This window comes from Rickettsiales bacterium (assembly GCA_025210695.1).
Classification (GTDB): domain Bacteria; phylum Pseudomonadota; class Alphaproteobacteria; order Rickettsiales; family CANDYO01; genus CANDYO01.
Genome location: JAOARE010000015.1, coordinates 13085 through 37500, shown reverse-complemented (window position 1 = coordinate 37500; position 24416 = coordinate 13085). Strand labels below are relative to the sequence as shown.

The window sequence follows — 24416 nt, the reverse complement described above, 5'->3', positions numbered from 1 at the left end:
AAACTATGTTGATACTTTGGCTGAGAATAATGAAGTTAATTGTAATCCTTCACATCAATATGCTGTTTTATTTGAAACATTAGATCAGTTAGTAGAGAAACAAGGAAATAAGGGGATATTTCATGTTAATGATATATATTCTCAGTATTCTGATTATGCAGCTGATAGATTAAAAGAATATGCTAGGGATAAAGGATATAATGAGGTGATAATTGAATCTATTGCTGGTGATTATACTAAAATTATTCCTAGTAAGACCCTAGAAAAATATACTAAATTTTTATATGATAGTGTTCATCTTAAAAATCCAGAAGTATCATTTTATAATTATGGAATGGATGGAAATGAGATGCTTTCAAATGAAGAGAGTAGGGCAAAAGCCAGGTTGAAATTACAATTTCTTGCTGATTTATCTCATAAGGGGCTTTATTTTTTCCCTATAAATCATCATGATGTTTTTATTCCTAAAGAGGAGAGATTAGAATTCATTGATAAGGGTATTTTCTATAATCCTACCATTGAATATGGTGCGGTTGGATATGATTTTCCAGAGGGACATGAGCTGCCTAAAGATTATGGTAATGTATATTACATTCATACAAGTTATAAATGTTAATTTTGAACGGAGGTTGTTATGTTAAATTTAGAGTCATGTATCGATCGAGTTATAGATGTTATGAGAGAGCATGCTGAGTTAATGCAGCGTGCTATAAATGAACCAGATAATAAAGCGGAACTCACAGACTTACTACAACAGAGTAGTGATAGGAGTATAGCTTTAGATATAGAATGTGATAGCGATTCAGAAGAAGCAAAAATGTATATGAAGGATCATCTAGAGGTGGCAGATAATATTTTTGAAATGATAGGTAGAGCTACAACATTAGAATTAAAATTAAAGTATAGACTTGATGAAAACATTGCTGAGGATGCTAGATTATTTAAAGTGGTGGATTTATGGGGAGATCATAATCCATCCGCATGGGATAATATAGAATAAATTTTTATACTTAAATAAAAAGGGAAATAAAATGACAGAACAATATGATATAACTAATATAGCAGAGAGATATAACAAATTTCAGAATGATTTTGGATCTGGCGTTGTACAAGATTATGATTCTATTATAGAGGAGTTATTTTCCCCAGAATTTACTAAAACAGGAAATCGTACTCAATTAGTTAGCAAGCGCGATGAATTAAAGACTCAGCTTGAAGATATAAAGAAAATGGTGGGAGGATGGAATATAGAGCCTACAAGGACTATTAAATCTGCTGATAATAACGATTATGTGATTAGTTATAGTCTTAAAACCAAGGATAATGTTTTTGATGTTATTGCCATTTTGGAATCTTCTGATGGAGTAAAAATAGACTGTATTGATGAAATATTTCATATTGTAGAAGATTAGATTATATTCAATGAGTTTAAAAGAATTCTGGCCAGTTATTATAAAAGGATTATTAGAACGTTGCCCCAGATGTGGTGAGGGAAAGATGTTCTATAGATATCTAAAACAGGTGGAGCATTGTGAAATATGTAATGAGCACTTAGGCGCTATTCGTGCAGATGACGGCCCAGCATGGTTAACTATATTGATCGTGGGGCATTTATTGGCTCCCTTTATAATAGCATTTTCATTCAATACTATCTGGCCTAATTGGTTGTCTATTAGTATATGGTCTGTGTTAGTGGTGGTTTTAGCGATGATAATTCTTCCAAGAGCTAAGGGTATATTTATAGGGATTCTTTGGAAGTTGAGGGACTGAGGTTGTGACTATTATAAAAAAATTAAAGGATATTAAGGTTTGATGAATTCAACATCTAATTCAGGATGTTTGAATTGATGTTTAAACCAGGTGGTTTGTCTTTTTGCATAGTTACGGGTGACTTGCTGTGATTTTGCAATGGCTTCTTCTAAACTCCATTCTTTGAGTAGGTATTTGCTAAGTTCTGGAACGCCGTGAGATTTCATGATTCCGCAAATTGGATTATAATTTTGAGCCATTAGATACCTTACTTCTTCTATCACTCCAAGTTCTAACATATTCAGGAAGCGCTGATTGCATTTCTTATATAAATCTTCTCTATTTGGTTCTAGAATTTTCACTTTAAAGCTAGAAATTGGGAAGTAGCTAATATTCTCTTTTTGCCATTGGAGAATAGACTTACCAGTGAATTTTATTACTTCGTAGCTACGCAAAGATCTTTTCACATTATTAGGGTTTATTTTTGCTGCTGCTTCTGGATCTAGTTCACTTAATGCCTTATGAAAATTATCATTGCCTAACTTATTTAATAATTCCATTGCTTGGGATCTAGTTTCATCAGGAATATTAGGAATGGAGCTTAGCCCAAAAATTAAATGCTTTAAATATAATCCCGTGCCACCTACTATAATTGGTGTTTTCTTTAATGATTTTATGCATTCACAAGCGTCTTTAATCCACCTGGCAACGTTATATTCTTCATCTCCCATAACATAGCCAAATAAATGATGAGGAATGTTTTGTTTCTCTAATTCAGTAGGCTGGGCTGAAATGATGGGGTTTTCTTTATATACTTGAAGAGAATCAGCGTTAATAATTTCTCCATCAATTTCTCGAGCTAACTTTACAGCAAAGCTAGTTTTTCCACTGGCTGTGGGGCCTGTAATTATTATTATCTTATTATGTTTCATCTTTAAGGCTGCAATATTTGAACAAATTCAATTTCATCGAAGTTAACAATGGGTTTTATATAGAACGAATTATCCTTTTGAAACACATTACCTATTATAATATTTGGAAGAATTAATTCGCTATCTCCTGAGGTTATAACTAATTCTTCTTCTAGTTGATTGCTATGTAAATAGTCGCAGCTTAAATTTCCATTATCTAATCCGCTAGCAATAAATTTGATTCTTGAGTTAACTCCAATGGCAGGAATTTTTGATTCATTATCAGTAATTAATAGGATATTAGATGTGTTGTTGCTAGTTTTAATTACTCTACCGATAAAAGTATTTTTAGCTAAGACCATTTGTCTTTTTTTTATTCCTTGATCTTCCCCTATATTGACAATTAATTCTCTATTTAAGTAATTGTTAGTTCTACTTATTATTTGTCCGGTTACATAGTTGTATTTAAGTTCTTGTGTGTAATTTAGTTGTCTTTTTAGTTCTTGGTTTTCTCCTTTTATTTGCTTATAAAGATAAAAATAATGTTCTAATAATTTATTTCTCTCTTTTAGCTTTGCATTATCTTTACGAATAGTGAATAGGTTGCTGATATTGTCAGTAAATTCACTGAAGGCATATATACCAGAACTTGCAGAAGTTAATATGGGTTCGGTTATGTCAAGAATTTTAGATTTTATTGAGTCATAAAAAGGATCACTTCGATCATAATTTACCACTATCAATAGAGCTATAGTAAAACAAATCGCAAATGAAATTTTACTTGAGTTAGTTATTTTCATTTAGACAATTTTTTGCTATTAATTAATAATATTGAAGTTATTGCTATAGATGTTCCATAGAAAATTACTTGTAGCTGGGTTGGTTTAGAAGAATAACCTAAAAGACTATGAAGTATTTTACCAGTAATACTGTTTTCATTGATTAACCAAGAACTATCCCATATTTGTTTAGATAAGACTTCAATAAGATCAGCGGAGTTTAAATAATTTGCTAATTCAGACGCCATGCCAGCAGCTAATAATATTAGCATTATATTAATTACGCTAAAAAAGTTTTTTACATGAATTTTTAATAATCCATTATATAATAATAGCCCAAATGTTATGCCGGATGCCGTTCCAATAATAGACCCTAAAATTAGATCCTGCGGGGTGGAGCCAGCGCTATATATTCCACTTAAGAATAAAATTATTTCCATGCCTTCACGACTAATTACAAATATTATAACAATAACTAAAGAGAGGGTGTTTATTTCTTTGTTAATTAATCTTTGAGTGGCGTTGTTAATTTTATTATGCAGCTCTTTACGATGTTTAGTTATCCAGATAATAGTAAGATTAATAAAAATGATGGATATAGTTAAAATAATAATTTTGAGTATCTCCTGGCCATTTCCGTCAAATAATCCATTGATATAAGTCATAGTGAAAGCAAAAATTATTGAAAGGATTATCCCTCCAGTAATTCCTGCCAGTAATAATGTTTTCTTGTTTTTTAGACTATCTAGAGCAGCAGATATAATTCCTAAAATTAAACAGATTTCTAGCATTTCTCTAAAAACAATAACAGCAGTGGCTAACATATACTTAATATACCTTTATTTGACAATAATTTTTCCTTGGGCGGTTTTCTGGTGAAATTCACCAAAAAAATTATATTCGCCAGGTTCTAATGGGCCTATGTTTACCTTAATTTGTCCATGTGCTGGAACAATTTTCTCTCTTCTTAACTCAAAACTTTCAAACTCTTCTGCAGTATCATCTTTATTAATCACCATAAGCTTAATTTTTTTATTCGCAGGAATAACTAAAGTATCTGGAATAAATTTATGCTCAAGGATTACCACTTCATATGTATCTGTAGCAAATGAGTTTAGTGAAAAAAATAATAATAAAAAATATAACGCTTTCATGATTAAATTATATACCAAATTTTATTTTAAACTAACATCTTTTAAGTTTTACAGAGAATAGATTTGGACTGTCTTTCACTCTCTGTTTTTAATTGACCACAAGCCGCTAGAATGTCCTGCCCTCTGGGGGTTCTAACCAATGCTTGATATCCAGCATCTCTGATTTCTTTAGCAAATGCTGCAATCTTCTCTTTGCTTGAACATAAATATATACTTCCTGGCCATGGATTAAAAGGAATAATATTAATTTTTGCAGGAATTCCTTTGATTAGTTTTGTTAGCTTTTGTGCGTGTTCAATAGAATCATTCATGCCATCTAACATTACATATTCGAAAGTTATTTTATGATGCCTGTTAGCGGGATAGTTCCTGCAAGAATTAAGTAGTTCTTCTATGTTATATTTTTTATTTAAAGGAACAAGAATGTTTCTTAGTTCGTCATTCACTGCATGGAGCGAGATGGCCAGATGCACTCCTAATTCTTCTCCGCATTTATCGATCATTGGCACCACTCCAGAAGTGGATAAGGTAATGCGACTGCGAGCAAAATCAATTCCTTTTTGTTCCATAAGAATTTTTAGAGCCTTTGATACATTGTCGTAGTTATATAAAGGTTCTCCCATCCCCATCATTACAATATTAGTGATTTTTGGTGAGTCATGCCAATCATTTAGTTCATCTTTAGCTAAGACCAATTGCCCTATCACTTCGCTTGTCGTGAGGTTTCTTACAAATCTTTGTGTTCCAGTGTGACAAAAACTACAAGTTAAGGTGCAGCCAACTTGGGATGATATACATAATGTTCCTCTAGTTTTTTCAGGAATGAAAACAACTTCAACTTTATTTCCATCTTCTAGCTTTAATAGCCATTTTATGGTTCCGTCGGTAGATTCTTGTTTTTCAGCTATTTTCTGACGAGTAATAGTGAAATGATTGTCTAGCTTTTCTTGTAAGCTTGGTGAGAGATTGCTCATTTGAGAAAATTTTGTAACCCCTTTAACATACAGCCAATGCCATATTTGCTCAGCACGATAAGATTTCTCTCCCATTATGCTTAATTCTTGGGATAGTTCAGATTTATTTAAATTATATATATCTACCATACTCTTTGATTTCTAGAAAATTTACATTGATTTTTAAGTTCTTTGCTCATTACTGGATCTACATAAGCTTTTAAATCACCTTTTTTATATCTGGTGAAGGAATTAGCCATTTCTAGTCTTCCTTGTTCGTTCAATTTACAATATATATAAGATTCAGATGGAGGGTATTTGGGATTACGCATTCTAAATACTATATTATGAACGCATAAATTATCTTTATATCCTATTGTTTCCATTGTTCTGGTAACCCCAACATAGTCTCCAATTTGTAGACTGCATTTATGGGGCATGCATTGATAGATATAATAATCTGTATATTCATCACAGCTTCCTAGAGATGGCAATGGTTTCTCTGGCTGCGCAGTAGGTATATTTGCTGCTTGGGTTTGTGTAGTACTGTTAGGATTAGATGTGGCTATTGCCTGGCTTGAGGCGGAGGCAGATCCTTGAAGTACAATTAATATTAAGATAGTATAATATTTCATTTTTAATGCCTTATTTTATATTCTCTAATTTATCTATCACATTTTGTAAGATATATCTAGCTGAAGCTACATCATTTCTATCAGCTTGTTGCTTTCTAGTTAGTTCCATTTCTTTAAAAAAACGCCCCACTGCTGCTGTAGATAGTCTTTCATCTTGGAGAAAAATAGGTTGATTTAGAGGTAATACAAATTTTTCAATAAATTTATCTACCATAAAACAAGAATCACCTTTTTCTCCATCCATTTGAAGAGGGTAACCAACTACAATACCGTGGACCTTTTCATTATCTATAATAGAACGCAAGTTAGATAAAGTAAACTTCTGCTTCTTTAAATTAAATAAAAGATGTCCGCTGGCTAAAATTTTATTCTCATCACTCAAAGAAGAGCCAATTCTTACCTTTCCTATATCTAGTCCTAATAGACGATATCCATCTTTTAGAGAATTTTTAAATTGATTTATATCAAATATAATCATTGCTTACTTGACAACACCTAAATGAATCATTATACATAATAGCTTGAATAATATGGCTGGGTAGCTCAGTTGGTTAGAGCACGGGAATCATAATCCTGGGGTCGGGGGTTCAAATCCCTCCCCAGCTACCATATTAATTTCTATTCACTATTTCCCAAATGCAGTAATATAACAGAAAATATATAAAAAACTAGGGGTTTTTACTTTATTATAAGTTCAGTATATTTAAAGAACTTATATTAGCTATTGCTAAAGTTACATCCAATATTACCATTTAGTTTACACAAGAGTTCGCTCGGTTTTCTATTATGAGATGTTTTTTGGTTTTAAATCACTTCAAATTACTTTGAAGTTTATAAATCTTAAATAACGATATTGGAATAATTTTGCATAGATTCTCAATAAAAATCAATTTGTAATTGAGGATTTGTACTAGGTTTTATATTCATTTTTAAGAACAGATTTTAGATTTTTAATTATTGTATTTTCTGGAAGATTAACCAGATCGATAAGTTTATCTCTATACATATTATCTGCTTTTGATCTTATGTTGTCGATGTGTTTCTCTATTGTCCTGTATGATATATTTAATATGGAGGACGCGTTTTTAACTGAATGTCCATCGGCAATAAAGCTAATGCATAAAGCTTGACGCTTTGTTAGGTAAATTTTGTTATTATTTATATATAAAGGTATCTTTTTAATATCAAAGATACTGGATATTTTGGGAGTCGTTGAAGGACTGGTTTTAATAGTGTTAGAATAGTTAAAAAAAGCCATATTTCTTTTATCAATATTATAAATAAATTCATGAGCCTTTTCTATGAAATATCCAATAAAACTATCTACTAATTCTAGATTGTTAATGCAGTAATTTTGCATGATTTTATTGTCTAGATCCCCTGTAAATACAAAGTTTTCTATGCAGTCTTTATGCTTTATATATATGTTAAATCCATTCCATATACCAAGATGGATCATAAGGTCATGCAATTCATTTTCTACTGTTTCCGGCCAGAGAAAGTAAAACAGTTTGTTTGTAGGGATGTTATGTAAATGAGCTAAAAAAAACAGCCCTTTCCTTTGTACGTATAAATAATATTCTTTTAGCACTTTATAATTTGTCGCAACGCTCACTGCGCTGCCCTCGTAGTAAACCTTATGGTATGCAATTACAGAAGCTTTAGAAGCATTTAAGAATGGCTGGCATATGTGTCTTAATTTATAGTTAATGGCTTTATTATATTGATAGGCTCTTTCATTGTCGTTCGGTTTCATCATAGCATTTTCCCTTTTTATCAGAATAGGGCTACTGGAGAATAACGATATATTCCATAGGTTGTATGGTAGTTAGATAAATACAACTTGTCAACGAATTTTTTTTTGGTCGTATTTAATTTTAATTAATTGTAATAATAATCACATGAAGGTCTTCTTTTTTTATATTGGCAATAGACCGTATTGTATTCTTAGGAAAATGAACTAGATCTCCAGTTTTGGTTAGAGTGCTTTCTTTATTCATAGTAATTCCTCCATTTCCACTAAGAATGACAATGAGCTCGTCATTATCTTTTGTATTATGAAATAAAACTTCGTTGGTTTTTATTTTTAGATAATTTATCTTCCATTCATTTTCTTTTTCTTTATTGATAAAGGGAATAAATTGATTGAAGTAGAAATTTTCATCAAGAAAAAAAGAGTCTTTATTTTGTATAAACATAGTTAATCCTCCCTAATAATTTACTATATTATATTTATATACTTTTTATCAGGGGGAGTGAATACGTATATAATACGTATATTTATAGAGGATAAATACTAGCGTTATTCTATTTTAGGTTAAGTTTTGTTAATATTATTTATTTGGAGTGATTTTTCTCATTTTATATATTTGATGTGTTAGATAGTTAGATATCTTTTGTGACAGCATTCCAATAATAAACTTACTCAAATTAAAGATAATGTCTATTTATTCTAGGAAAAACTATTTATATTAATAATATGGTTATTTTAATATAAGATAATATATGAAAGAAATGCCAAATAAAAGACTTAAAACTATGCATCAAAGAGACCTAGAAATTGAATCTAGAATTAGAGACAGAGATATGGATATCTTCTCTGCTATAGCAACAAATAGAGTAGATATTGTGCAGAACAGGATTGAAGAGGGAGTGAGTGTTAACGCTGCTTCTGATGAATATCTAGGAGTTACTCCATTGGAAATGGCATGTCAGTATTATAGATTAGGTATCATAAATTTATTAATTAGTAATGGAGCTAGAGTAAACATTGATACCATTAAAGAAATGTTAAATAATCGTTATAATTATAAGTCTATAGAATTGCTGAAGACTTTTAAGTTGATGTTAGATAATGGAATTGGTATTACTTTATTTATAGAATGTTTTTCTTTAGGTAGCCATCCTATCCCCACTTCTTATATAGAGTTAGTATCTTTATTGCGCTCTTTTGATCCTAATTTATTTAATATTTTTCCTTTAAGTTCAGATGAAGAATTTGTTCACTTAGTGGAATTTTATGAAGAAGAGGCTTCAAATAGTTTTATTGAATACTATAGAATACATATGATTAATGATGTTGAAGAACAGGGGTATTTAGTAGTAGAGAATAGTAATATATTTGACGTTATTTCAAGAGAAATTATTTATACTGATTCAATTTCTTTAAGAACAGATTTTATAAATTATATGTATCTTATACGCGATGTTAGAAGTCAAGATAATATTTATATAGATGGATTTGAAGAGTATTTAGATAGCATGATATTATTTGCAATACAGTATTCAATAGACACTTCAATTATTCAAGATTTAGCAAATTTCTTTAGTATAAATATATATCTATATAGAAATATTGGAGAAAGCCCAATTTTATTTGAATCCTCTTCCAGTAATACAGAGATTCGCTTATTTGCTGCAGGAGAAAATTATTATTCTCTTGAATTGCCTGAAGTTAATATATTAATGGAGGATATGTCGATAGGGGATTCTAACCATACATATCATACAGGTGGTAATGAAGATGCTAGCCCTACATCATTTGTGGGTGAGGTAACGGAGCATTATAGTCTTTGATATTTAAAATTATAAATACTTCTTTTTAAGATATGTTTTAAAAACATCGCTATTTAGGGGGTCCCCAGTTGAGTTGATCACCAATTCATTTGAAGAGTATCTAGAGCCATTAATATGAATCTTGTCTTTCAACCAATTGATAATAGGTTTTAAATCACCTTTTCTAATTAGGTCAGCATTATTGATACTTTTATTCATTGTAGCTCCAAGTTGAGATGCAAACATTGCTCCTAAAGTGTAAGTGGGGAAATACCCAATAGCTCCCCAAGCCCAGTGGATGTCTTGCAAGCATCCTTCTGTGAAGTTTTTTGGTTTTATTTTTAGTAATCTATATATTTCTTCCTCCCAAGCTTCAGGTAATTCTTCTATGGGAAGATCACCCGATAAGAGAGCCTTTTCTAACTTATAACGCATAATTACATGGGCTGGATAAGTCACTTCATCTGCGTCCACTCTTATAAAGCTTGGAGAAACTTTATTAGTTATGTTATATAAATTTTCTGCAGTTAAACTTGGATGTTTACCAAATTTATCAATAATTTCTGGCATGATCCACTCGAAGAATTCTTTGCTATTACCTATATGATTTTCAACAAAAAGAGATTGGCTTTCATGAATTGTCATACCACAATGACCAGAAACTGGTTGAAGAATATAATCTTGAGGAAGATTTTGTTCATATAGAGCATGACCAGTTTCATGAAGCACTCCATATAATCCAGAGATAAAACTCTTTTTATCATAACGAGTGGTGATTCTCACATCATTAGGGGAGATTCCAGTGGAAAAGGGGTGAACACTAACATCAAGTCTACCACGATTTAAATCAAACCCTAAAGCTTTCATACAGAATAAGCCTAATTCTTTCTGCTTCTCTTCAGAGAAATTGCCATTTAAAGGAGTAATTTTTCTAGTTTTTTGTTTTTCTTGTGCTTGAGAAATAAACTCAGGTAGAAAGTTTTCTAAATCTGCAAAAATAATATCAATTTCTTCAGATTTACGACCCTTATCATATCCATCTAATAAGGCATCATAAGGGGAGAGATTAAATAATTCTCCTCTGCGTGAGGCTTCTTCCTGGACTAATTTTAATAGAGGTTTGACATGTTGGGCAAATAATTTAAAGTTATTATTCTTTCTTGCTTCTCTCCAGTTAAATTCAGAAGTTAGAGAAAGATTGGTTTTTTCTTTAACAAATTTTTCATCAACAACTTTGTTACATAAATATTGATATTTGATATGTGAAAGATTTGCCTTCTGCCAATCGTTTAAGTTTTCCTCTGATGCATCTTCAATAAGATTTTCTAGGGAAGGATCATTTAAGAGCTTATAACTTTCCCCAGAGAGATATGTCATCTGCATTGCACAAGAAGATGTAGCTCCTTTAGGAAGCATAACATTATTATCCCAAGAAACTAAAGCTTGGATGCTGTTTAATGTGCCAATTTTTTTGAAAACTTCTTCTAGTTTTGCATAAGCTTTCATTTTTTAAATCCTAGTTATTATAAGGAGGTTTGTCATATCCTTTTGGTGATAGAGTAAAAATTTCATATCCATTACTTGTTACTCCTATTGTATGTTCAAACTGAGCTGATAATTGTCTGTCTTTTGTGGTTACAGTCCAGTTATCTACTGGGCTTAATCTAGTTTGATATGTGCCAACATTAATCATTGGTTCTACAGTGAAAAACATCCCTTCTTCTAAAACTGGCCCGGTTCCTGCTTTGCCAAAATGCATCACGCTTGGTTCAGTATGGAAGATTCTGCCAATACCATGCCCACAATATTCTCTAACAGAAGAATAACCAAAAGGCTTGATATAGCTTTCAATTGCATGGCCAATATCACTCAAATGAGCACCAGGCTTAACTTGCTCGATGCCGCGCATCATAGCCTCATGAGTTGTTTCCACCAAGCGCTTTGCTTTAACTGAAGGTTTGCCAACGTAATAGGTCCTACTGCTATCGCCGTGCCATCCATCAACGATCACAGTGACGTCTATATTAATAATATCACCATCTTTTAATTTGCGATCATCAGGTATGCCGTGACAAACAACGTGATTAATTGAAGTGCAAATAGATTTTGGAAATCCACGATAATTAAGGGGAGCTGGAATAGCTCCATTTTTAATAATCATATCATGACATAGATCATTTAATTCAAGGGTGGTTACCCCTGGTTTAACATAATCTGTGATGAAATCTAAAACCTCAGCAGCCAGTTTTCCACTGATGCGCATTTTGCTAAAATCTTCTGGTTTATGTATTGTTATATTATGCATTTTTCTCTATTTTATTATTGTATGAATATAGCCTTAGAATTTAGCATAAATGAGCAAAGATGCAATTAGAACTTCACATAACGGTTGTTTGTTTGTGTTTTAAGAAAAGTTGTTTGAAGTGTATTTAAGAAGATCTTACTGGCCCCTCGGACCTTCGTGTCAAGGGTGACGTAATATGAGGTGATAAATTTATAAATTATAATGACTCTTGTCTAAACCACTGTGTTATAATGAATTTTTCTCCTTTTATTACAGGCTTGCCTGTATGCAAAGTTAATGGGTGTGCCAGTCCATATTCATTTAGATTATACCAAATTAAGGCTTGGCCTGTTTGGGGGGGGAAACTCTTATTTAACTTTGGAAAATAAGTTTCTCCACCTTCTTCCACATCATTTAATGTTATGATACATGTCCAGGTTCTATTCCCAGAACGGTTCTGGAATTTATTATAGTCATCATAAGCATCATAATGATCATTATAAAATCCGTTTTCTTTATACCATTGTCCTTGTATTTTCTCTGAATATTGAGTGGTTATACCGGTGGTTGATAGTATCTTTTGTTTTACTGATTGAATTACTGAATGAGCTGGAGTTTCATCTAGTTCAAAAAAAGTGGAGAGACTAATTCTTTTTTCATTAACTTTGCGTTCATTATTGTCACCAGTTGTAGAGCGAGTATTTCTTTCTTTTTGCATTTCAATGATTTTTTGACATTCTGTTTTTGAAATAAATTCTGGAAGAATAAAGAAAGGAATAGGTGCGTTTAATTCTATTGCACCTGAATTTTTTAGGTTGTTGACCACGTGATTGCAATTTATTGCGTCTTGTTTGCGTAAAATATCAGGGATGAATCTTAATTCGCTGATAATGGTGAATACATCATAATCTTGAGCGACTAGGTCATTATATATTCTTTGTTTACTTACACCTTTTTTTACATTAGACCAGATCCAGTCTTTCCATTCATCATTAAAAAAATACTTTGCCATATTTGTTCTTCAGCGGATCTCTCATTGTAATATTATATAATCATCTTGGGGGTAATTAATCAATAATAAATGTTATAAATGATCTTATCTATTGTGGTTTTACCCATATGATATATTATTATGAATACGAAGATTTATTGGGGTAAAACTATGAATTTAGAAACTCTTGATGCAGCGATTATTATTATTGGTAATGAGATTTTATCAGGTAAAACTCAGGATGTTAATGTGCAGCATATAGCTCTAGGTTTAGCAGATTTTGGTATTGTGTTAAAAGAAGTTCGAGTGATTCCTGACGTGGAAGAAGATATAATATCTGTGGTTAATCACTTAAGAGAAAAATATACTTATGTGTTCACAACTGGAGGTATTGGACCAACTCATGATGATATAACTGCTAAGACTATGGCTAAGGCTTTTGGTGACGAGTTTATTCTCCATAAATATGCTAAAGAAATGATGGAGAAACATGCAAAAGAGATTAATAGAGAACTTAGAGAAGATCATATAAAAATGTGCTATATGCCTAAAAGAGCTGTTCCTTTGTTTAATCATGCAACGGGGGCCCCAGGTTTTAAATTGGATAATGTTTTTGTGATGGCTGGCGTTCCTTACATTATGCAAGCAATGTTTGAAGAAGCTAAAAAACATCTTAAGAAAGGCAAGCCAATTATTTCTAAATCTGTTGTAACAGATATATCTGAAGGTAAAATTGCTGGAGATTTTGGGCTTTTGCAAGAGAAATATCCAAAGATTGAAATGGGGAGTTATCCATCCAAAAAAAATAATAAATGGAGCACCACGTTGGTTTTAAGAGGAAGTGATGCAGAGCTCATAGAAAAGGTTATGCAAGAGTTATTAGAAATAATTGAAAGATTCGATAAAGATGTTTAAAACACCTGATCAATTAACTGAAAAAGAAGCAAAATTAGAACTAGAAAGATTGGCCAAGGCCATAAAATATCATAACCAACAATATTATGAAAAAAACAATCCAGTAATTACTGATGCAGAATATGACAAATTATTTCAACTAAATCTTCAACTTGAAAAGAAGTTTCCCAATTTAGTATTAGATGATAGCCCTAGTCAGGTTATCAGTCCTGTTGTTAGTAAATTTAAGAAAATTACTCATAGTAAGCCGATGTTATCTTTAGGGAATGTCTTTAATGAAAAAGATTTACAGGATTTTATTGAGAGATTACAGCGTTTTTTAAATATCAATCATTGTCCAGAATTTTGCTGTGAAACAAAAATAGATGGTTTATCTTTTGCAGCTAGATTTGAAGATGGTGAATTGATCCATGCAGCCACTCGTGGTGATGGATATGTGGGTGAAGATATAACCGACAATATTAAACAAGTGCTGAATTTTCCTTCCAATATAAATCATCAAGGGGTGTTAGAAATTCGTGGAGAGATTTATATGACCCATGAAGATTTCTATGCTTTAAATAAGCTGCAAGAAGAAAAGGGTGTTTCTATCTTTGCTAACCCTAGAAATGCAGCTTCTGGTTCACTTCGCCAGCTAGATAGCTCTATTACAGCCGGTAGGAATTTACGATACTTTGCATATGCAATAGGGGAGGCTGATGTTAAAGTTTCTAAGCAGAGTGAATTATTAGATTATTTTGTCTCACTTGGGTTATCAGTGAATCCTAGATATAAGCTATGTAATTCATTAGATCAACTAATGGAGTTTTATCAAGAGATTGAGCAATATAGAAGCAAAATGGATTTTGATATTGATGGAATGGTTTATAAAGTTAATGATTTGAAGCTTCAAGAACGTCTAGGTTTTGTTGGCAAGAATCCTCGTTGGGCTATTGCTCATAAATTTCCTGCAGAAAGGGCAAATACTAAATTGCTTAACATTACAGTGCAAGTTGGAAGAACAGGTGCTTTAACCCCGGTAGCAGAGTTAGATCCAATTAATATTGGTGGGGTTCTGGTTGCTAGGGCTAGTTTGCATAATCAAGATGAGATAGATAGAAAAGATATCAGAATAGGGGATGTAGTTGTTGTTCAGCGCGCTGGGGATGTGATTCCCCAAGTGGTGGAGGTAAAAATGGATTTGCGCCCTGAAGATAATGTTCGATTCCATTTGCCAGAAGAATGTCCTTCATGTGGCAGTAAAGCAATTCGTGAAGAGGAAGAATCGGTGGTTCGCTGCCCAAGTGGGCTTGCATGTCCTGCACAGAGTCTAGAGCATTTATGTCATTTTGTTAGCAAGAATGCTTTTGACATTGATGGTCTTGGGGAAAAGCAATTGGCTTTTTTAATTGAGAAGGGATATGTTAAATCTCCTGCGGATATATTTAGGCTTAATGATCATAGTCAGGATTTAAAAACTTTTGATGGTTGGGGTGAGAAATCGGTAGTGAATCTCTTAGCTTCTATTGAGAAATCAAAAGATATTAGTCTGGCTCGATTTATCTATAGCTTAGGAATTCGCTCAGTTGGAAGCGTAACAGCTAAGCTGCTGGCTAAGAATTACCAAAGCTTTGACAATTGGTATTCCATGATGATTGCTATATCTAATAATGATCAAGATTCTGAAGATTTTTTAAATAATATTGATGGAGTTGGTGGAAAAACCATATTCATGATAGGTGAGTTTTTTGTTGATAAAGTGAATTGTCAAATTATCGATCAGTTAAAAGATTTAGTGAGAATTGAAGATTATGTTGAAAATGAAAGACAAACATCTTTGAGTGGAAAGACTATTATTTTTACAGGTAGCTTAGAGCAAATGAGCCGCGCAGAAGCTAAAGCTAAAGCTGAAAGCCTGGGGATGAAAGTTTTAAGCAGTGTTTCTAAGAATTTAGATTATGTTGTGGTGGGAAGCGATGCTGGATCTAAATTAACTAAGGCTCAAGATCTGGGCCTTAATATTTTATCTGAAAATGAATGGATGAAACTGCAGGATTACTAGGATGAGTGTTAAGAATAAAGTTAGAAATAGCTATTATATTTATAGACTATACTAATTAGCTTTCTGTAAAAATCTTGTTTCTTCAGGAGTGGATTTCCTGTTGAGCGCTTTATTCCTAGTAGGGAATCTTCCAAATCTTTGGATTACTTCCATATGTTGTTGGGCATATGGTAAAATGTGAGGGAGAAAAGAAAATAATTTTACGCTTAGAATTTGATCATCCATGTTTTCACTATGCATAAGTGGCATATATAAGAAATGGCGCAAATCATCATTGGCAAGTTGTTTATCAAATTCTTTTGATAATGCTTCTTTGGTATATTCTAAAGCTTTTTTATCATTGGCAAAGCTTAAATGAGAACCCCTAAACATATTTCTAGAGAATTGATCAAGGATTATAATTAATGCCAGAATAGTCTCTGGAGAATTACGCCAAGAGGATAATTTGCCATTGCTTGCTTTCTTATGTATATTGGAAAAATTATCTTTGATTAATTGATCAAACTCATTATCTGCAATAAACCATTTTGGCTTATTTTCTTTTGCAAACCAAAAATCTAGGATATCTTTATGTGAAAAGGATTCTGTCATTGTTAGGCCATTCTAAAATTATTATAGATGAGTTATAATAGCATATGAAGTGGCGCTAAAATACAGTTTTTACAATTCTGTCCATGTTAAGGATGTAGTCCCTGCGTTATCTTCGCCTATAGGGCCTTCATCCTTTATCCCATGAGCATCGTAATAGTCATAATAAAAATCTATATTTCCTTCATCATTCGAATACTTAATCATTGAATTGTAATATTGAGAGTAAATTGTTTGAATAGGTTGATCATCACCATTTTTTAAATATTTAGGATGGCTTTTAAGGAGAGATTCCATTCCATTTAATGTTTCTTTTATAACTATATGTTCTTTCTTGACACAAAATAAATTATTCTGATGATCAGCTGAAAACATATCATATTTACTACAATATTGATCTATTTTCTGAAGGAACTTATAATTAATATCTGCATAAACACCTCCTTGCAAGTAGGTTATTGAACAGCGTAATGTGTCAGAGGCCATACCAAGTTTATTTACATCAATCAATTTTATAATTTCATCAAATAATTTAAGTTCGTCTTTATAGTCATAAATAGATCTAACTTCTATATTATGTTTTTCTAAATATTTAACTGATTTAGGTATAAGTGATTTATCATTAGTCCATACAACATGAGACCATTGACCATCATTTTCAAAGAATTTTTTTTGAGCTATTAAAGATTTAATATCGTCTTTATGGATTTCTCTCGGGGAATTTTTATTTGTAAGCCAAATTCCATTCACTTGCTTAAGTTTAGTTTCAGTGCTTTTGGTATTATGCTTGGAGGAAATAGCCATTTTTTGGGTATAGAGATCTAAATCTTTATAAGTTAAGCTATCATGAGCTCTTTTCCCACTTAGTAATTCGCTATTTATTTTATAATATTGATGTCCTGCTTCGGTAGCTGCTGCATATTGAAATGATTTCATCATTATAGAGTTTTTAGAGCTCTCTCCAATATATGATTTATGTAAATCCCACATAATATAAGGACGACATTCAAAACCTATTTTAGTTGAAGCATAAAGTTTATCTAAAATTTTTCCCATTCCAGAATAATATGTTTCTTGGTAATTATTGCTATTAGCAAGGGCTTTATCTAATGCTTTTTTACATATTTTTGCTGCTTTGCTACATTCGCCGATAGAATTTGATTTAGTTGGGTTTCCCATAGTTTTTCCTATGCTCTTTTAATTAAGAATTAATTTATTATGCAACATAGTATGTTTTAAAAGAAAAATCAATAAAATTATTAACTTTTGTTAATAAAAAAAGAGGTAGCAGTATAGCATATATATTATACTGCTGTTTAATAATTTAGATCTTTTTGCTTTTCTTAGTTATCCAACCATATAATTTATTAAAGTGAATAACGAATAAGTTATTTCCCGTTACATTACCAGAAGTGCAGATGGGGTCTAATAGCATATAGCATATAGTTATTAGAGCTGTCATTTCTGCTGTGAATCCTAAGCAGCTTTCTAGTACTGGAATCATAACCAAAATACTTCCACCTGGAACTCCCGCTCCTGAGAATTTTGTGATAACAAAAGTCATAGCAAATATCAAATAGGTTTGTGGGTCTGGCATTGTGTGACCAAAAGCCATAAGTAGAATCATTGCCATGGTTGGAATAATGATTGAATCGCCAATCATATGAATATTCACAGTTGCTGGCATCACAACATCTGCAACATTCTTATTTTTGGTGTTTGCTTCCGCGGCTTTAATAGAAAATGGAAGGGCTGCAGCGCTGGACATGCAGGTGAATGCAGTTATGCAAGGTGCTGCAATATTGCGTAATATATCTCCAGCTTTTTTGCGGTAGAAGATAACTGCCATATAAAGAATAATAGATAAATAAACTAATAATACAATTATCATAAGGACGAAGGCTTGAGGGTTAACCGCCAATACATCGCCAATTATATCATCGCTTAATAGCTTTAATAAAAATCCAAAAATAAAAATTGGTAGTAAAGGAACAAAAAATTTCTTTAAAAATATATCTACAATTTTTGCTGTAAATTTGGCAATTTTATTTGCTCTTTTTTCAATCTTAGGATAGCTGATGCAAGCAAGAATTAGTGAAAATAAAAGCACCACATTATTTGGTACTAATTTTGGAATTGATAACTCCCATAATGGAGCCATTCCAAGTGCAGTTTCTGGTCTATGGAGAACAACATCTCCAGTAAATACTATGAAATAACTAAAAACTCCGGCTATTCCCACGCTAAAAAAGTTTGAAGAAACTATGCAAACCAGCAATAGCACCATAAAAGAAAGAGCGTTACCTCTTATTTTTGCAAAGGCACTATATACAGAGCTGAAGATTATGAAAGGAATCATGAATATGAGAATTTCTTTTAAAATGAAGCTGAAAGTAAGAAATATTCTCTTTATTTCATGTGGAATTAATTTAAATGTAAGAAATGCTATAGCAATGGTGAGCACCAACCTCATGGGTTGTGATGATATAAGTTTCAATAATTTATGCATGAGGGTTTTATCCTGTTAAATATAGTTATGATTGTTATAAAGACTAAAATATGAGTCTTAACAGGATGGTTCTTTTATAGTGATGCAACCAGAGAGATATGAAACATACATAACCAGCACCTTATAAATTTAAAGTAATATATTAAAATATATGTTCACATTTTTAAAAGTTGTTGTCAATAAATAAGTTTACGTTATTGCTAACCATAAAAAGTTAATCGTTATTCTTGAAATATTATTTTTAAACTATGGTTTGGTCTGGCGCCAGATTGGTAGATAATTTCAGCAGCAGCTTTGGCTGCCAATTAAGATGTCTATTTTGGGTAAGATATTAATTATTTTTGAGCCATAATTTTCAATATAATAATTATCTAGAACGACCTTTGTTCTTTTTTTGGGATTCACTCATTGCTTTATTTATCTCCATGCCCCTAGCTACCATATCTATTGCTCTGCCTTCATGCTTTGAAATATATTCTCCCATGAGCTTACGCTTCATTCTTGAAAGAAATTTTCTTCTTTTTTTAACTTCGTTATAAGCACTAGCATGTTTTTCTCTATATTCTTTGTTCTCCCATTGTCTTGTAGCTTCTTTTTGCTGCGATTTTAATTCTTTATGAGTGTGTTTGGGAGACGCGGTCAAGTCTTTTTCCTGTTTTGTATGATAAGCAGTGAAAATACGATCGTATTCCCTTTTCTTGTCAGGATTAGACAGGGTATTATAAGCTTCTTGATTTTTTTTTATTTTTTCAGGATTATCTATACTAGCCTTATTAGCGACTTTTAAAGCTGCCTCTAGGTCGTATATTTCAAATTGATTATAATTAATACCTAATGTGTTATAGTGGTTTGGTGGTTCTTTCTCCCCCCTAACATGACTCACTTTTCGATCATATTCTGCTCTGCTTTTGTCATTACTCAGCGTTTTATAAGCTTTTCTAATACGGTCCATAGCTCTTGAATCATCCTTAAGAGCATGAGATAACAAGTTAAAATGATCTTTGATTTCTTCTTTACTGGCATTTTCCTTAACATCTAATACATCATAGGGTAAGCTGCTTAGATCTTCGTTGTTATAAGATCTTAATTTATCTAGGTAGCTCTCCTTAAAAGAGACTAACTTATGATCGTTACTGTTATTCTGACCTGCCATTTTTCCTTACATTCATTTTTAAATAAACAATCAGATATTAACAAGCATTGATTAAAAAAAGATTAATTTAAATAATAAATAAATTATTTCTAAAGCTAATGGGGTTATTGCTCTTGAAATATTATTTTTAAACTATGGTTTGGTCTGGCGCCAGATTGGTAGATAATTTCAGCAGCAGCTTTGGCAGCTAATTCACCAGATTCTCTTAATGTATAATTATGAGTTTGTCCATATAGGAACCCTGCTGCAAAGGCATCTCCAGCGCCGTTTAGGTCAGACACTTTATCAGGTGTAACCTTGCTATCTATATGAATTCTTTCATTTTTTGTGGCTATTAAAGCACCTCTTTCTTCTTGTGTTATGACTATAATTTTTATGTGTTCAAGATATTTTAAGACTGCTGTTTCTAGATCTTGAGTTTTAAATAAATTTTTAGCTTCGTTTTCGCTGCCAATTAAGATGTCTATTTTGGGTAATAGGCTAATTATTTCTGGGCCATAATTTTCAATATAATAATTGTTGTTTAGGTTAAGAGCACTTAGAGCATTGTTATTTTTAGCAATATCATAAGCTTTTATTACAGTTTTGCTTCTAACACCTCCGTGGTCTAAACTGGAGCTGTCGGTATAGATGATCTTGCTGCTTTTCATGGCTTCATAATCAATGAAGCTATCGTCTAAATCGTCAATAATATTAGTGGCAACTGCAAAGGTTCTGTCTTTATCTGGGGTTATGAAGGTGATGCAGCGAGCTGTTTGTTTATCTATTCTCTTATCAAAGGGGCTTAGGTAATCTACATTTTCTTTTTCTAAGCTTTTTACAAATAATCTACCTAATTCATCGTCAGCTACAATTGAATTAAAGGCTGTTTTTCCTCCCATACTTGCTAGATCTACCATTGTATTGGCTGAGCTTCCACCGGGAATGATTAGTGGATTACTCATTTTAGAAGCAATTTCATCTGCTGTGCTTTCAGTTACTTTTATGGTATCTCCTTTTTTAAAGTTGGTTGGCATTATGCGAGTCATTTTCTCCTGGGAAGTATATGATATAATATCAACTAATGCATTGCCGATTGCAATTACATCATATTTCTTATTTATTTCAGCATGAGAAATGGAAGAAAAAAGTGGCAGAGAAAGAAAAATAAGAGATTTTTTTAGTAACTTCATAGTAGTTTTCCTTTTTTAGGGATCAATTAATAGTGGTTCAAGAGAGGAAGGGAGTCAATAGGAAAAAATATAAATATTTGACAGATAAATAAGAAGATGGTTACATATAATCAATGTAAATGAATTAGAGCAAAGGTCTAATAATTATTTTATTCTGGCTGACAAAGTATTTCGTCATTCTTGAACCGAAGTTTCGAGAATCCAGTTAAAGTTTAAAGATTTTACTGGGTCCTCGCGCTCTAAAGAGCTCAAGGATGACGTAAAAACAGGGAAGCACAAGGATGACGTAAAAATAGGGAAGGCAAGGATGGCGGAAGAGGGGATGGATTATCCTTTAAATAACGAGTAAGAGAGAAATAAAATTGGTTAAGTTTAGAATTAGAACAGTGCTATTTACTTTATTGGTGGTGGGAGTGATAGGTTATTTTGGTTACCATATGATAAGTGGTGGAAGGGGAATCCTTGCTTATCTTAAATTGAATAAAGAGATATCTGAGCTTCAAGAAGAACTAGAAACTGTTAGAGCAGAGAGAATTATTCTGGAGCATAAAGCTAATTTACTTAAGTCTAGTTCTTTAGATCTTGATCTATTAGAGGAAAGATCTAAAGAGGTTCTGGGCTATGCAAAACCTGAAGAAACTCTCTTTATTGCTCCAGAAGATAAGAAGTAGGACTACATAATTCCACCATCTGGGTCGTAAGTATCTCCGCCAAATGGGTTTTTGTTATATTCTACCCAATCTCTATAGCTACAGGGCATATTACCATCGATGCCATTAAAATAAAACGTATTTGGAGAACCAGACATTTTGCGAGGATACATGCCTTGAGTTATAGCCTTAATTTCTTCTAATATCCTAGTAGGATCATGGACGGTAGTTATTGTTTCTGTCTGATTTTCTTCTATTGAGTCATCTTTTATTTCATCCCCACTGTCAGAGTCATCATCAATTCCAAATGTAAGTTCCTGGTCATCAACAGAATATTGATATGGTCTTAGGAAGTCTAGCAATGTATTTATAGGCTCAATTTGATTTGTATACAATTCATTATTGTTATGTTGAAGTTCTAATAAAACATCTCTAGCAACTTCGGCAATTTCAATCATTGCTGAGGACTCTTGATTCATAGATTGAAATATATTAAGGATTTCTGTTATGTTAGCTCCTGCTAACTGTCCACTTTGGAATTGTATTATGGTTTCATTTACTATTTCTCTAAAAAGATTTATTTTTTCTGCATTATTGCTAGATTCAAATTGAGCTGTTAACACAGCTATATCTCTTGGCATAATTATTACCTTACATTTTTATTTAGAAATTTAATAACTGGGAAGCCAGTTTATCTAGAAAAATATTTTTGTCATTAAAAATTTTTATTTTCTCGCGAGACTTTTTAATAAAGTTTTTGGCTTCTGTCAAGGTTTTTTCTTTGCCAATAATTTGAATGATATTATTATTGCTTAGAGGTTTTGGCTCTAAGATATCTTCTAAATCATCAATAAATTGAAATGCTAAGCCAAAATTTTTGCCATATTCCAATAAAGATTCTTTTTCTTCTTTTGATGCAGATCCAAGCACGGCTCCCATTTCGCAGCAGGCCATAAAAAGCTTGGCGGTTTTCATATATTGTGAGTTAACTAATTGAGCGTAATTGGTGTTGGTCTCTTTTTCATAAATTAAATCGAGCATCTGTCCACCGGCCATGCCGCTATATCCTATGTTTTTAGCAAGGACTGCTACTAATTCACAACGGATTTTAGGATCTGGATGAGTGTCTTTGTGAGCTAAAATTTCGAAAGCTATAGTGAGAAGGGCATCTCCAGCTAAAATAGCAGTGGCTTCGTCAAATTTTTTATGACAGCTGGGCATTCCTCTACGAAAATCGTCATCATCCATTGCGGGTAAGTCATCATGAATTAAAGAATAGCTATGAGTGATTTCAATTGCTGCTGCTACTCTCAGGGAATGTTGTTGGGGAACATTAAAGATGTCAGCACTACGCATTAAAATGAATGGACGTAGTCTTTTACCTGGGGATAATGCACTATAACGCATTGCTTGGCAGATGCGGTCTTGCCTTTTGGGTAATAAATCAGCAATTTTCTGATCTACTAACTTAATGGTCTGTGCAATAAGATCTTCATAAGAACTAGTCATCAGAATCTAGATATTCTATTTCAATTTCCTCTTCATCATCATGGATTGGATTAGAAGTTTCTTCTTTTTTGTTGTTTTCATTAACAGGAACTTTTTTGGTATCGCTGCTTTCTATTACTTGAGGAGTGTCTTTTGTTTTTACCTCATGTTTAATATTCACTCGGATATAGCTTACAAATTTACTTACTCCATTAACATTATTCACTATTTCTCTAATGGCATTTAATTCTTCTTCACTTCTTGCTATTCCTAAGATGTAAACAGTGGCATCAATTGTTTCTACGCTAAAGTTTATAGAGCGAACATGATTATTTACAAACATCTTCGATTTAACCTGAGTGGTAATCCATGAATCGCTTCCATATTGTTTTAAATTGTTTTGATTGGTTTCTTTAGATAATTTAATTTCGTTGATAACTTCTCTAACTCCAGATTGTTGCCAAACAATTTTTAGAACTAATAAACGATCTTCTGCACTGTTCACAGTTCCAGTTAGCAATACTCTTCCTTCTGAAACTTCAACGGATATATTGGTTAAGACACCTTCTATCTCTTTATTATGTTCAAGAAGTCCTGCTTTTATTTTTGTCCATATATTGCGGTCATCAATGGAGCTTCCTACGGTTTTTTCTTTAGATAAAGTGGTCCCTGCACCAACTGCGCTACCAAACAATAAGAATGGTCCTGCGCAGCCTGAAATTATGCATAGGGATGTTGTTAATAGTAATATTCTCAATCCATTCATCTAAAAATTCTCCAATTTTATATCTTAAGCTAAGTAGCTTTAGCTCATTATATCAAAGTCTTGTAAGAGCTCAAGAAACTTTTATAGCTCTGATATATTTGCTTTAGCTAAGTGAATTTTTAA

Annotated in this window: 28 protein-coding genes and 1 tRNA gene (1 of these 29 cut by a window edge); 9 read left to right on the top strand and 20 right to left on the bottom strand. The window is 32.2% G+C overall.

The genetic code is table 11. The features are described from left to right. The 4 genes in view from N4A31_02045 to N4A31_02030 are tightly spaced (at most 31 nt apart) and all read left to right on the top strand, a layout consistent with a single transcriptional unit that may run on beyond the window. A protein-coding gene (locus N4A31_02045; protein ID MCT4635016.1) for a hypothetical protein crosses the window boundary here: on the top strand, positions 1–616 show its 3' portion. The gene continues 239 nt to the left of window position 1, outside the view; 616 of the gene's 855 nt are visible here — the last part of the coding sequence; the start codon falls outside the window, past its left edge; the stop codon is at positions 614–616. Between the two features lie 18 nt (positions 617–634). Beyond that, on the top strand, positions 635–1000 hold the full coding sequence (locus tag N4A31_02040; GenBank protein ID MCT4635015.1) for a hypothetical protein: 366 nt from the start codon (positions 635–637) through the stop codon (positions 998–1000). Between the two features lie 31 nt (positions 1001–1031). Continuing rightward, positions 1032–1412 carry a hypothetical protein gene (locus tag N4A31_02035; protein ID MCT4635014.1) on the top strand — a complete coding sequence of 127 codons (381 nt, stop codon included), beginning with the start codon at positions 1032–1034 and terminating at the stop codon, positions 1410–1412. 10 nt (positions 1413–1422) lie between these two features. Continuing rightward, entirely contained in the window at positions 1423–1770 is a 348-nt protein-coding gene (locus N4A31_02030) for a DUF983 domain-containing protein (GenBank protein MCT4635013.1), read from the top strand. A 32-nt stretch (positions 1771–1802) separates the two neighbouring features. On the opposite strand, the gene miaA is transcribed toward N4A31_02030, so the two are convergent. The 7 genes from miaA to ruvX are packed head-to-tail and all read right to left on the bottom strand — an operon-like array spanning position 1803 to position 6659. Next, a complete protein-coding gene (gene miaA, locus N4A31_02025) occupies positions 1803–2681 on the bottom strand; it encodes a tRNA (adenosine(37)-N6)-dimethylallyltransferase MiaA (protein ID MCT4635012.1) in 879 nt (292 codons plus the stop codon). Between the two features lie 2 nt (positions 2682–2683). After that, complete coding sequence (locus N4A31_02020) at positions 2684–3460, bottom strand: rod shape-determining protein MreC (GenBank protein MCT4635011.1); 777 nt, start codon at positions 3458–3460, stop codon at positions 2684–2686. Next, positions 3457–4263, bottom strand: a complete 807-nt coding sequence (locus tag N4A31_02015; GenBank protein ID MCT4635010.1) for an FTR1 family protein — start codon at positions 4261–4263, stop codon at positions 3457–3459. The genes N4A31_02020 and N4A31_02015 overlap by 4 nt, the downstream gene beginning before the upstream one ends. Before the next feature lie 15 nt (positions 4264–4278). After that, positions 4279–4593, bottom strand: coding sequence for a cupredoxin domain-containing protein (locus N4A31_02010; GenBank protein MCT4635009.1), 315 nt, complete (start codon positions 4591–4593; stop codon positions 4279–4281). Between the two features lie 41 nt (positions 4594–4634). Beyond that, a complete protein-coding gene (gene rlmN, locus N4A31_02005; GenBank protein ID MCT4635008.1) occupies positions 4635–5696 on the bottom strand; it encodes a 23S rRNA (adenine(2503)-C(2))-methyltransferase RlmN in 1062 nt (353 codons plus the stop codon). Beyond that, on the bottom strand, positions 5690–6181 hold the full coding sequence (locus N4A31_02000) for a hypothetical protein (GenBank protein ID MCT4635007.1): 492 nt from the start codon (positions 6179–6181) through the stop codon (positions 5690–5692). The genes rlmN and N4A31_02000 overlap by 7 nt, the downstream gene beginning before the upstream one ends. A 10-nt stretch (positions 6182–6191) precedes the next feature. Beyond that, complete coding sequence (gene ruvX, locus N4A31_01995) at positions 6192–6659, bottom strand: Holliday junction resolvase RuvX (protein ID MCT4635006.1); 468 nt, start codon at positions 6657–6659, stop codon at positions 6192–6194. Positions 6660–6713: 54 nt separating this feature from the next. Between ruvX and N4A31_01990 the strand changes: the two genes are divergently transcribed. Then, positions 6714–6790: transfer RNA gene (locus N4A31_01990), tRNA-Met, on the top strand. Positions 6791–7091: 301 nt separating this feature from the next. On the opposite strand, the gene N4A31_01985 is transcribed toward N4A31_01990, so the two are convergent. Both N4A31_01985 and N4A31_01980 read right to left on the bottom strand, forming a co-directional pair. After that, positions 7092–7940 (bottom strand): helix-turn-helix transcriptional regulator, encoded by an 849-nt coding sequence (locus N4A31_01985; GenBank protein ID MCT4635005.1) that lies wholly within the window; start codon positions 7938–7940, stop codon positions 7092–7094. A gap of 118 nt (positions 7941–8058) precedes the next feature. Then, positions 8059–8379: a cupin domain-containing protein gene (locus N4A31_01980; GenBank protein MCT4635004.1), complete on the bottom strand. Its 321-nt coding sequence runs from the start codon at positions 8377–8379 to the stop codon at positions 8059–8061. Positions 8380–8686: 307 nt separating this feature from the next. On the opposite strand from N4A31_01980, the gene N4A31_01975 reads away from it, so the two are divergent. Beyond that, positions 8687–9757: a hypothetical protein gene (locus tag N4A31_01975; GenBank protein ID MCT4635003.1), complete on the top strand. Its 1071-nt coding sequence runs from the start codon at positions 8687–8689 to the stop codon at positions 9755–9757. A 9-nt stretch (positions 9758–9766) separates the two neighbouring features. Here N4A31_01975 and N4A31_01970 read toward each other — a convergent pair whose 3' ends face one another. From N4A31_01970 to N4A31_01960, 3 genes are all read right to left on the bottom strand, one after another. Continuing rightward, positions 9767–11242: a carboxypeptidase M32 gene (locus N4A31_01970; GenBank protein MCT4635002.1), complete on the bottom strand. Its 1476-nt coding sequence runs from the start codon at positions 11240–11242 to the stop codon at positions 9767–9769. Between the two features lie 10 nt (positions 11243–11252). Continuing rightward, positions 11253–12041 carry a type I methionyl aminopeptidase gene (map, locus tag N4A31_01965; protein ID MCT4635001.1) on the bottom strand — a complete coding sequence of 263 codons (789 nt, stop codon included), beginning with the start codon at positions 12039–12041 and terminating at the stop codon, positions 11253–11255. 196 nt (positions 12042–12237) lie between these two features. After that, positions 12238–13032 (bottom strand): 2OG-Fe(II) oxygenase, encoded by a 795-nt coding sequence (locus tag N4A31_01960; protein ID MCT4635000.1) that lies wholly within the window; start codon positions 13030–13032, stop codon positions 12238–12240. 150 nt (positions 13033–13182) lie between these two features. Here N4A31_01960 and N4A31_01955 point away from each other — a divergent pair, with 150 nt between their 5' ends. Both N4A31_01955 and ligA read left to right on the top strand, forming a co-directional pair. Beyond that, the gene (locus N4A31_01955; protein MCT4634999.1) at positions 13183–13926 is read left to right on the top strand and encodes a molybdopterin-binding protein; all 744 of its coding nucleotides are present in this window, start codon (positions 13183–13185) and stop codon (positions 13924–13926) included. Next, entirely contained in the window at positions 13919–15967 is a 2049-nt protein-coding gene (ligA, locus tag N4A31_01950; GenBank protein MCT4634998.1) for an NAD-dependent DNA ligase LigA, read from the top strand. Before N4A31_01955 ends, ligA begins: the two co-directional genes overlap by 8 nt. A 51-nt stretch (positions 15968–16018) precedes the next feature. Here ligA and N4A31_01945 read toward each other — a convergent pair whose 3' ends face one another. From N4A31_01945 to N4A31_01925, 5 genes are all read right to left on the bottom strand, one after another. Then, positions 16019–16558 (bottom strand): DUF924 domain-containing protein, encoded by a 540-nt coding sequence (locus tag N4A31_01945; GenBank protein ID MCT4634997.1) that lies wholly within the window; start codon positions 16556–16558, stop codon positions 16019–16021. A 69-nt stretch (positions 16559–16627) separates the two neighbouring features. Then, on the bottom strand, positions 16628–17734 hold the full coding sequence (locus tag N4A31_01940; GenBank protein ID MCT4634996.1) for a hypothetical protein: 1107 nt from the start codon (positions 17732–17734) through the stop codon (positions 16628–16630). A gap of 145 nt (positions 17735–17879) precedes the next feature. Next, on the bottom strand, positions 17880–19064 hold the full coding sequence (locus N4A31_01935) for a dicarboxylate/amino acid:cation symporter (GenBank protein MCT4634995.1): 1185 nt from the start codon (positions 19062–19064) through the stop codon (positions 17880–17882). Between the two features lie 367 nt (positions 19065–19431). Continuing rightward, the gene (locus tag N4A31_01930; GenBank protein MCT4634994.1) at positions 19432–20217 is read right to left on the bottom strand and encodes a DnaJ domain-containing protein; all 786 of its coding nucleotides are present in this window, start codon (positions 20215–20217) and stop codon (positions 19432–19434) included. 104 nt (positions 20218–20321) lie between these two features. Next, positions 20322–21389, bottom strand: a complete 1068-nt coding sequence (locus N4A31_01925) for an adenosine kinase (protein MCT4634993.1) — start codon at positions 21387–21389, stop codon at positions 20322–20324. Between the two features lie 362 nt (positions 21390–21751). Here N4A31_01925 and N4A31_01920 point away from each other — a divergent pair, with 362 nt between their 5' ends. Beyond that, positions 21752–22060 (top strand): septum formation initiator family protein, encoded by a 309-nt coding sequence (locus N4A31_01920; protein MCT4634992.1) that lies wholly within the window; start codon positions 21752–21754, stop codon positions 22058–22060. Positions 22061–22062: 2 nt separating this feature from the next. Here the strand turns inward: N4A31_01920 and N4A31_01915 are convergent, their stop codons facing one another. The 3 genes from N4A31_01915 to N4A31_01905 are packed head-to-tail and all read right to left on the bottom strand — an operon-like array spanning position 22063 to position 24293. Beyond that, positions 22063–22680: a hypothetical protein gene (locus N4A31_01915; GenBank protein MCT4634991.1), complete on the bottom strand. Its 618-nt coding sequence runs from the start codon at positions 22678–22680 to the stop codon at positions 22063–22065. Positions 22681–22702: 22 nt separating this feature from the next. Next, positions 22703–23548, bottom strand: coding sequence for a polyprenyl synthetase family protein (locus N4A31_01910; protein ID MCT4634990.1), 846 nt, complete (start codon positions 23546–23548; stop codon positions 22703–22705). After that, positions 23541–24293, bottom strand: coding sequence for a BON domain-containing protein (locus N4A31_01905; GenBank protein ID MCT4634989.1), 753 nt, complete (start codon positions 24291–24293; stop codon positions 23541–23543). The genes N4A31_01910 and N4A31_01905 overlap by 8 nt, the downstream gene beginning before the upstream one ends. Positions 24294–24416 lie beyond the last annotated feature (123 nt).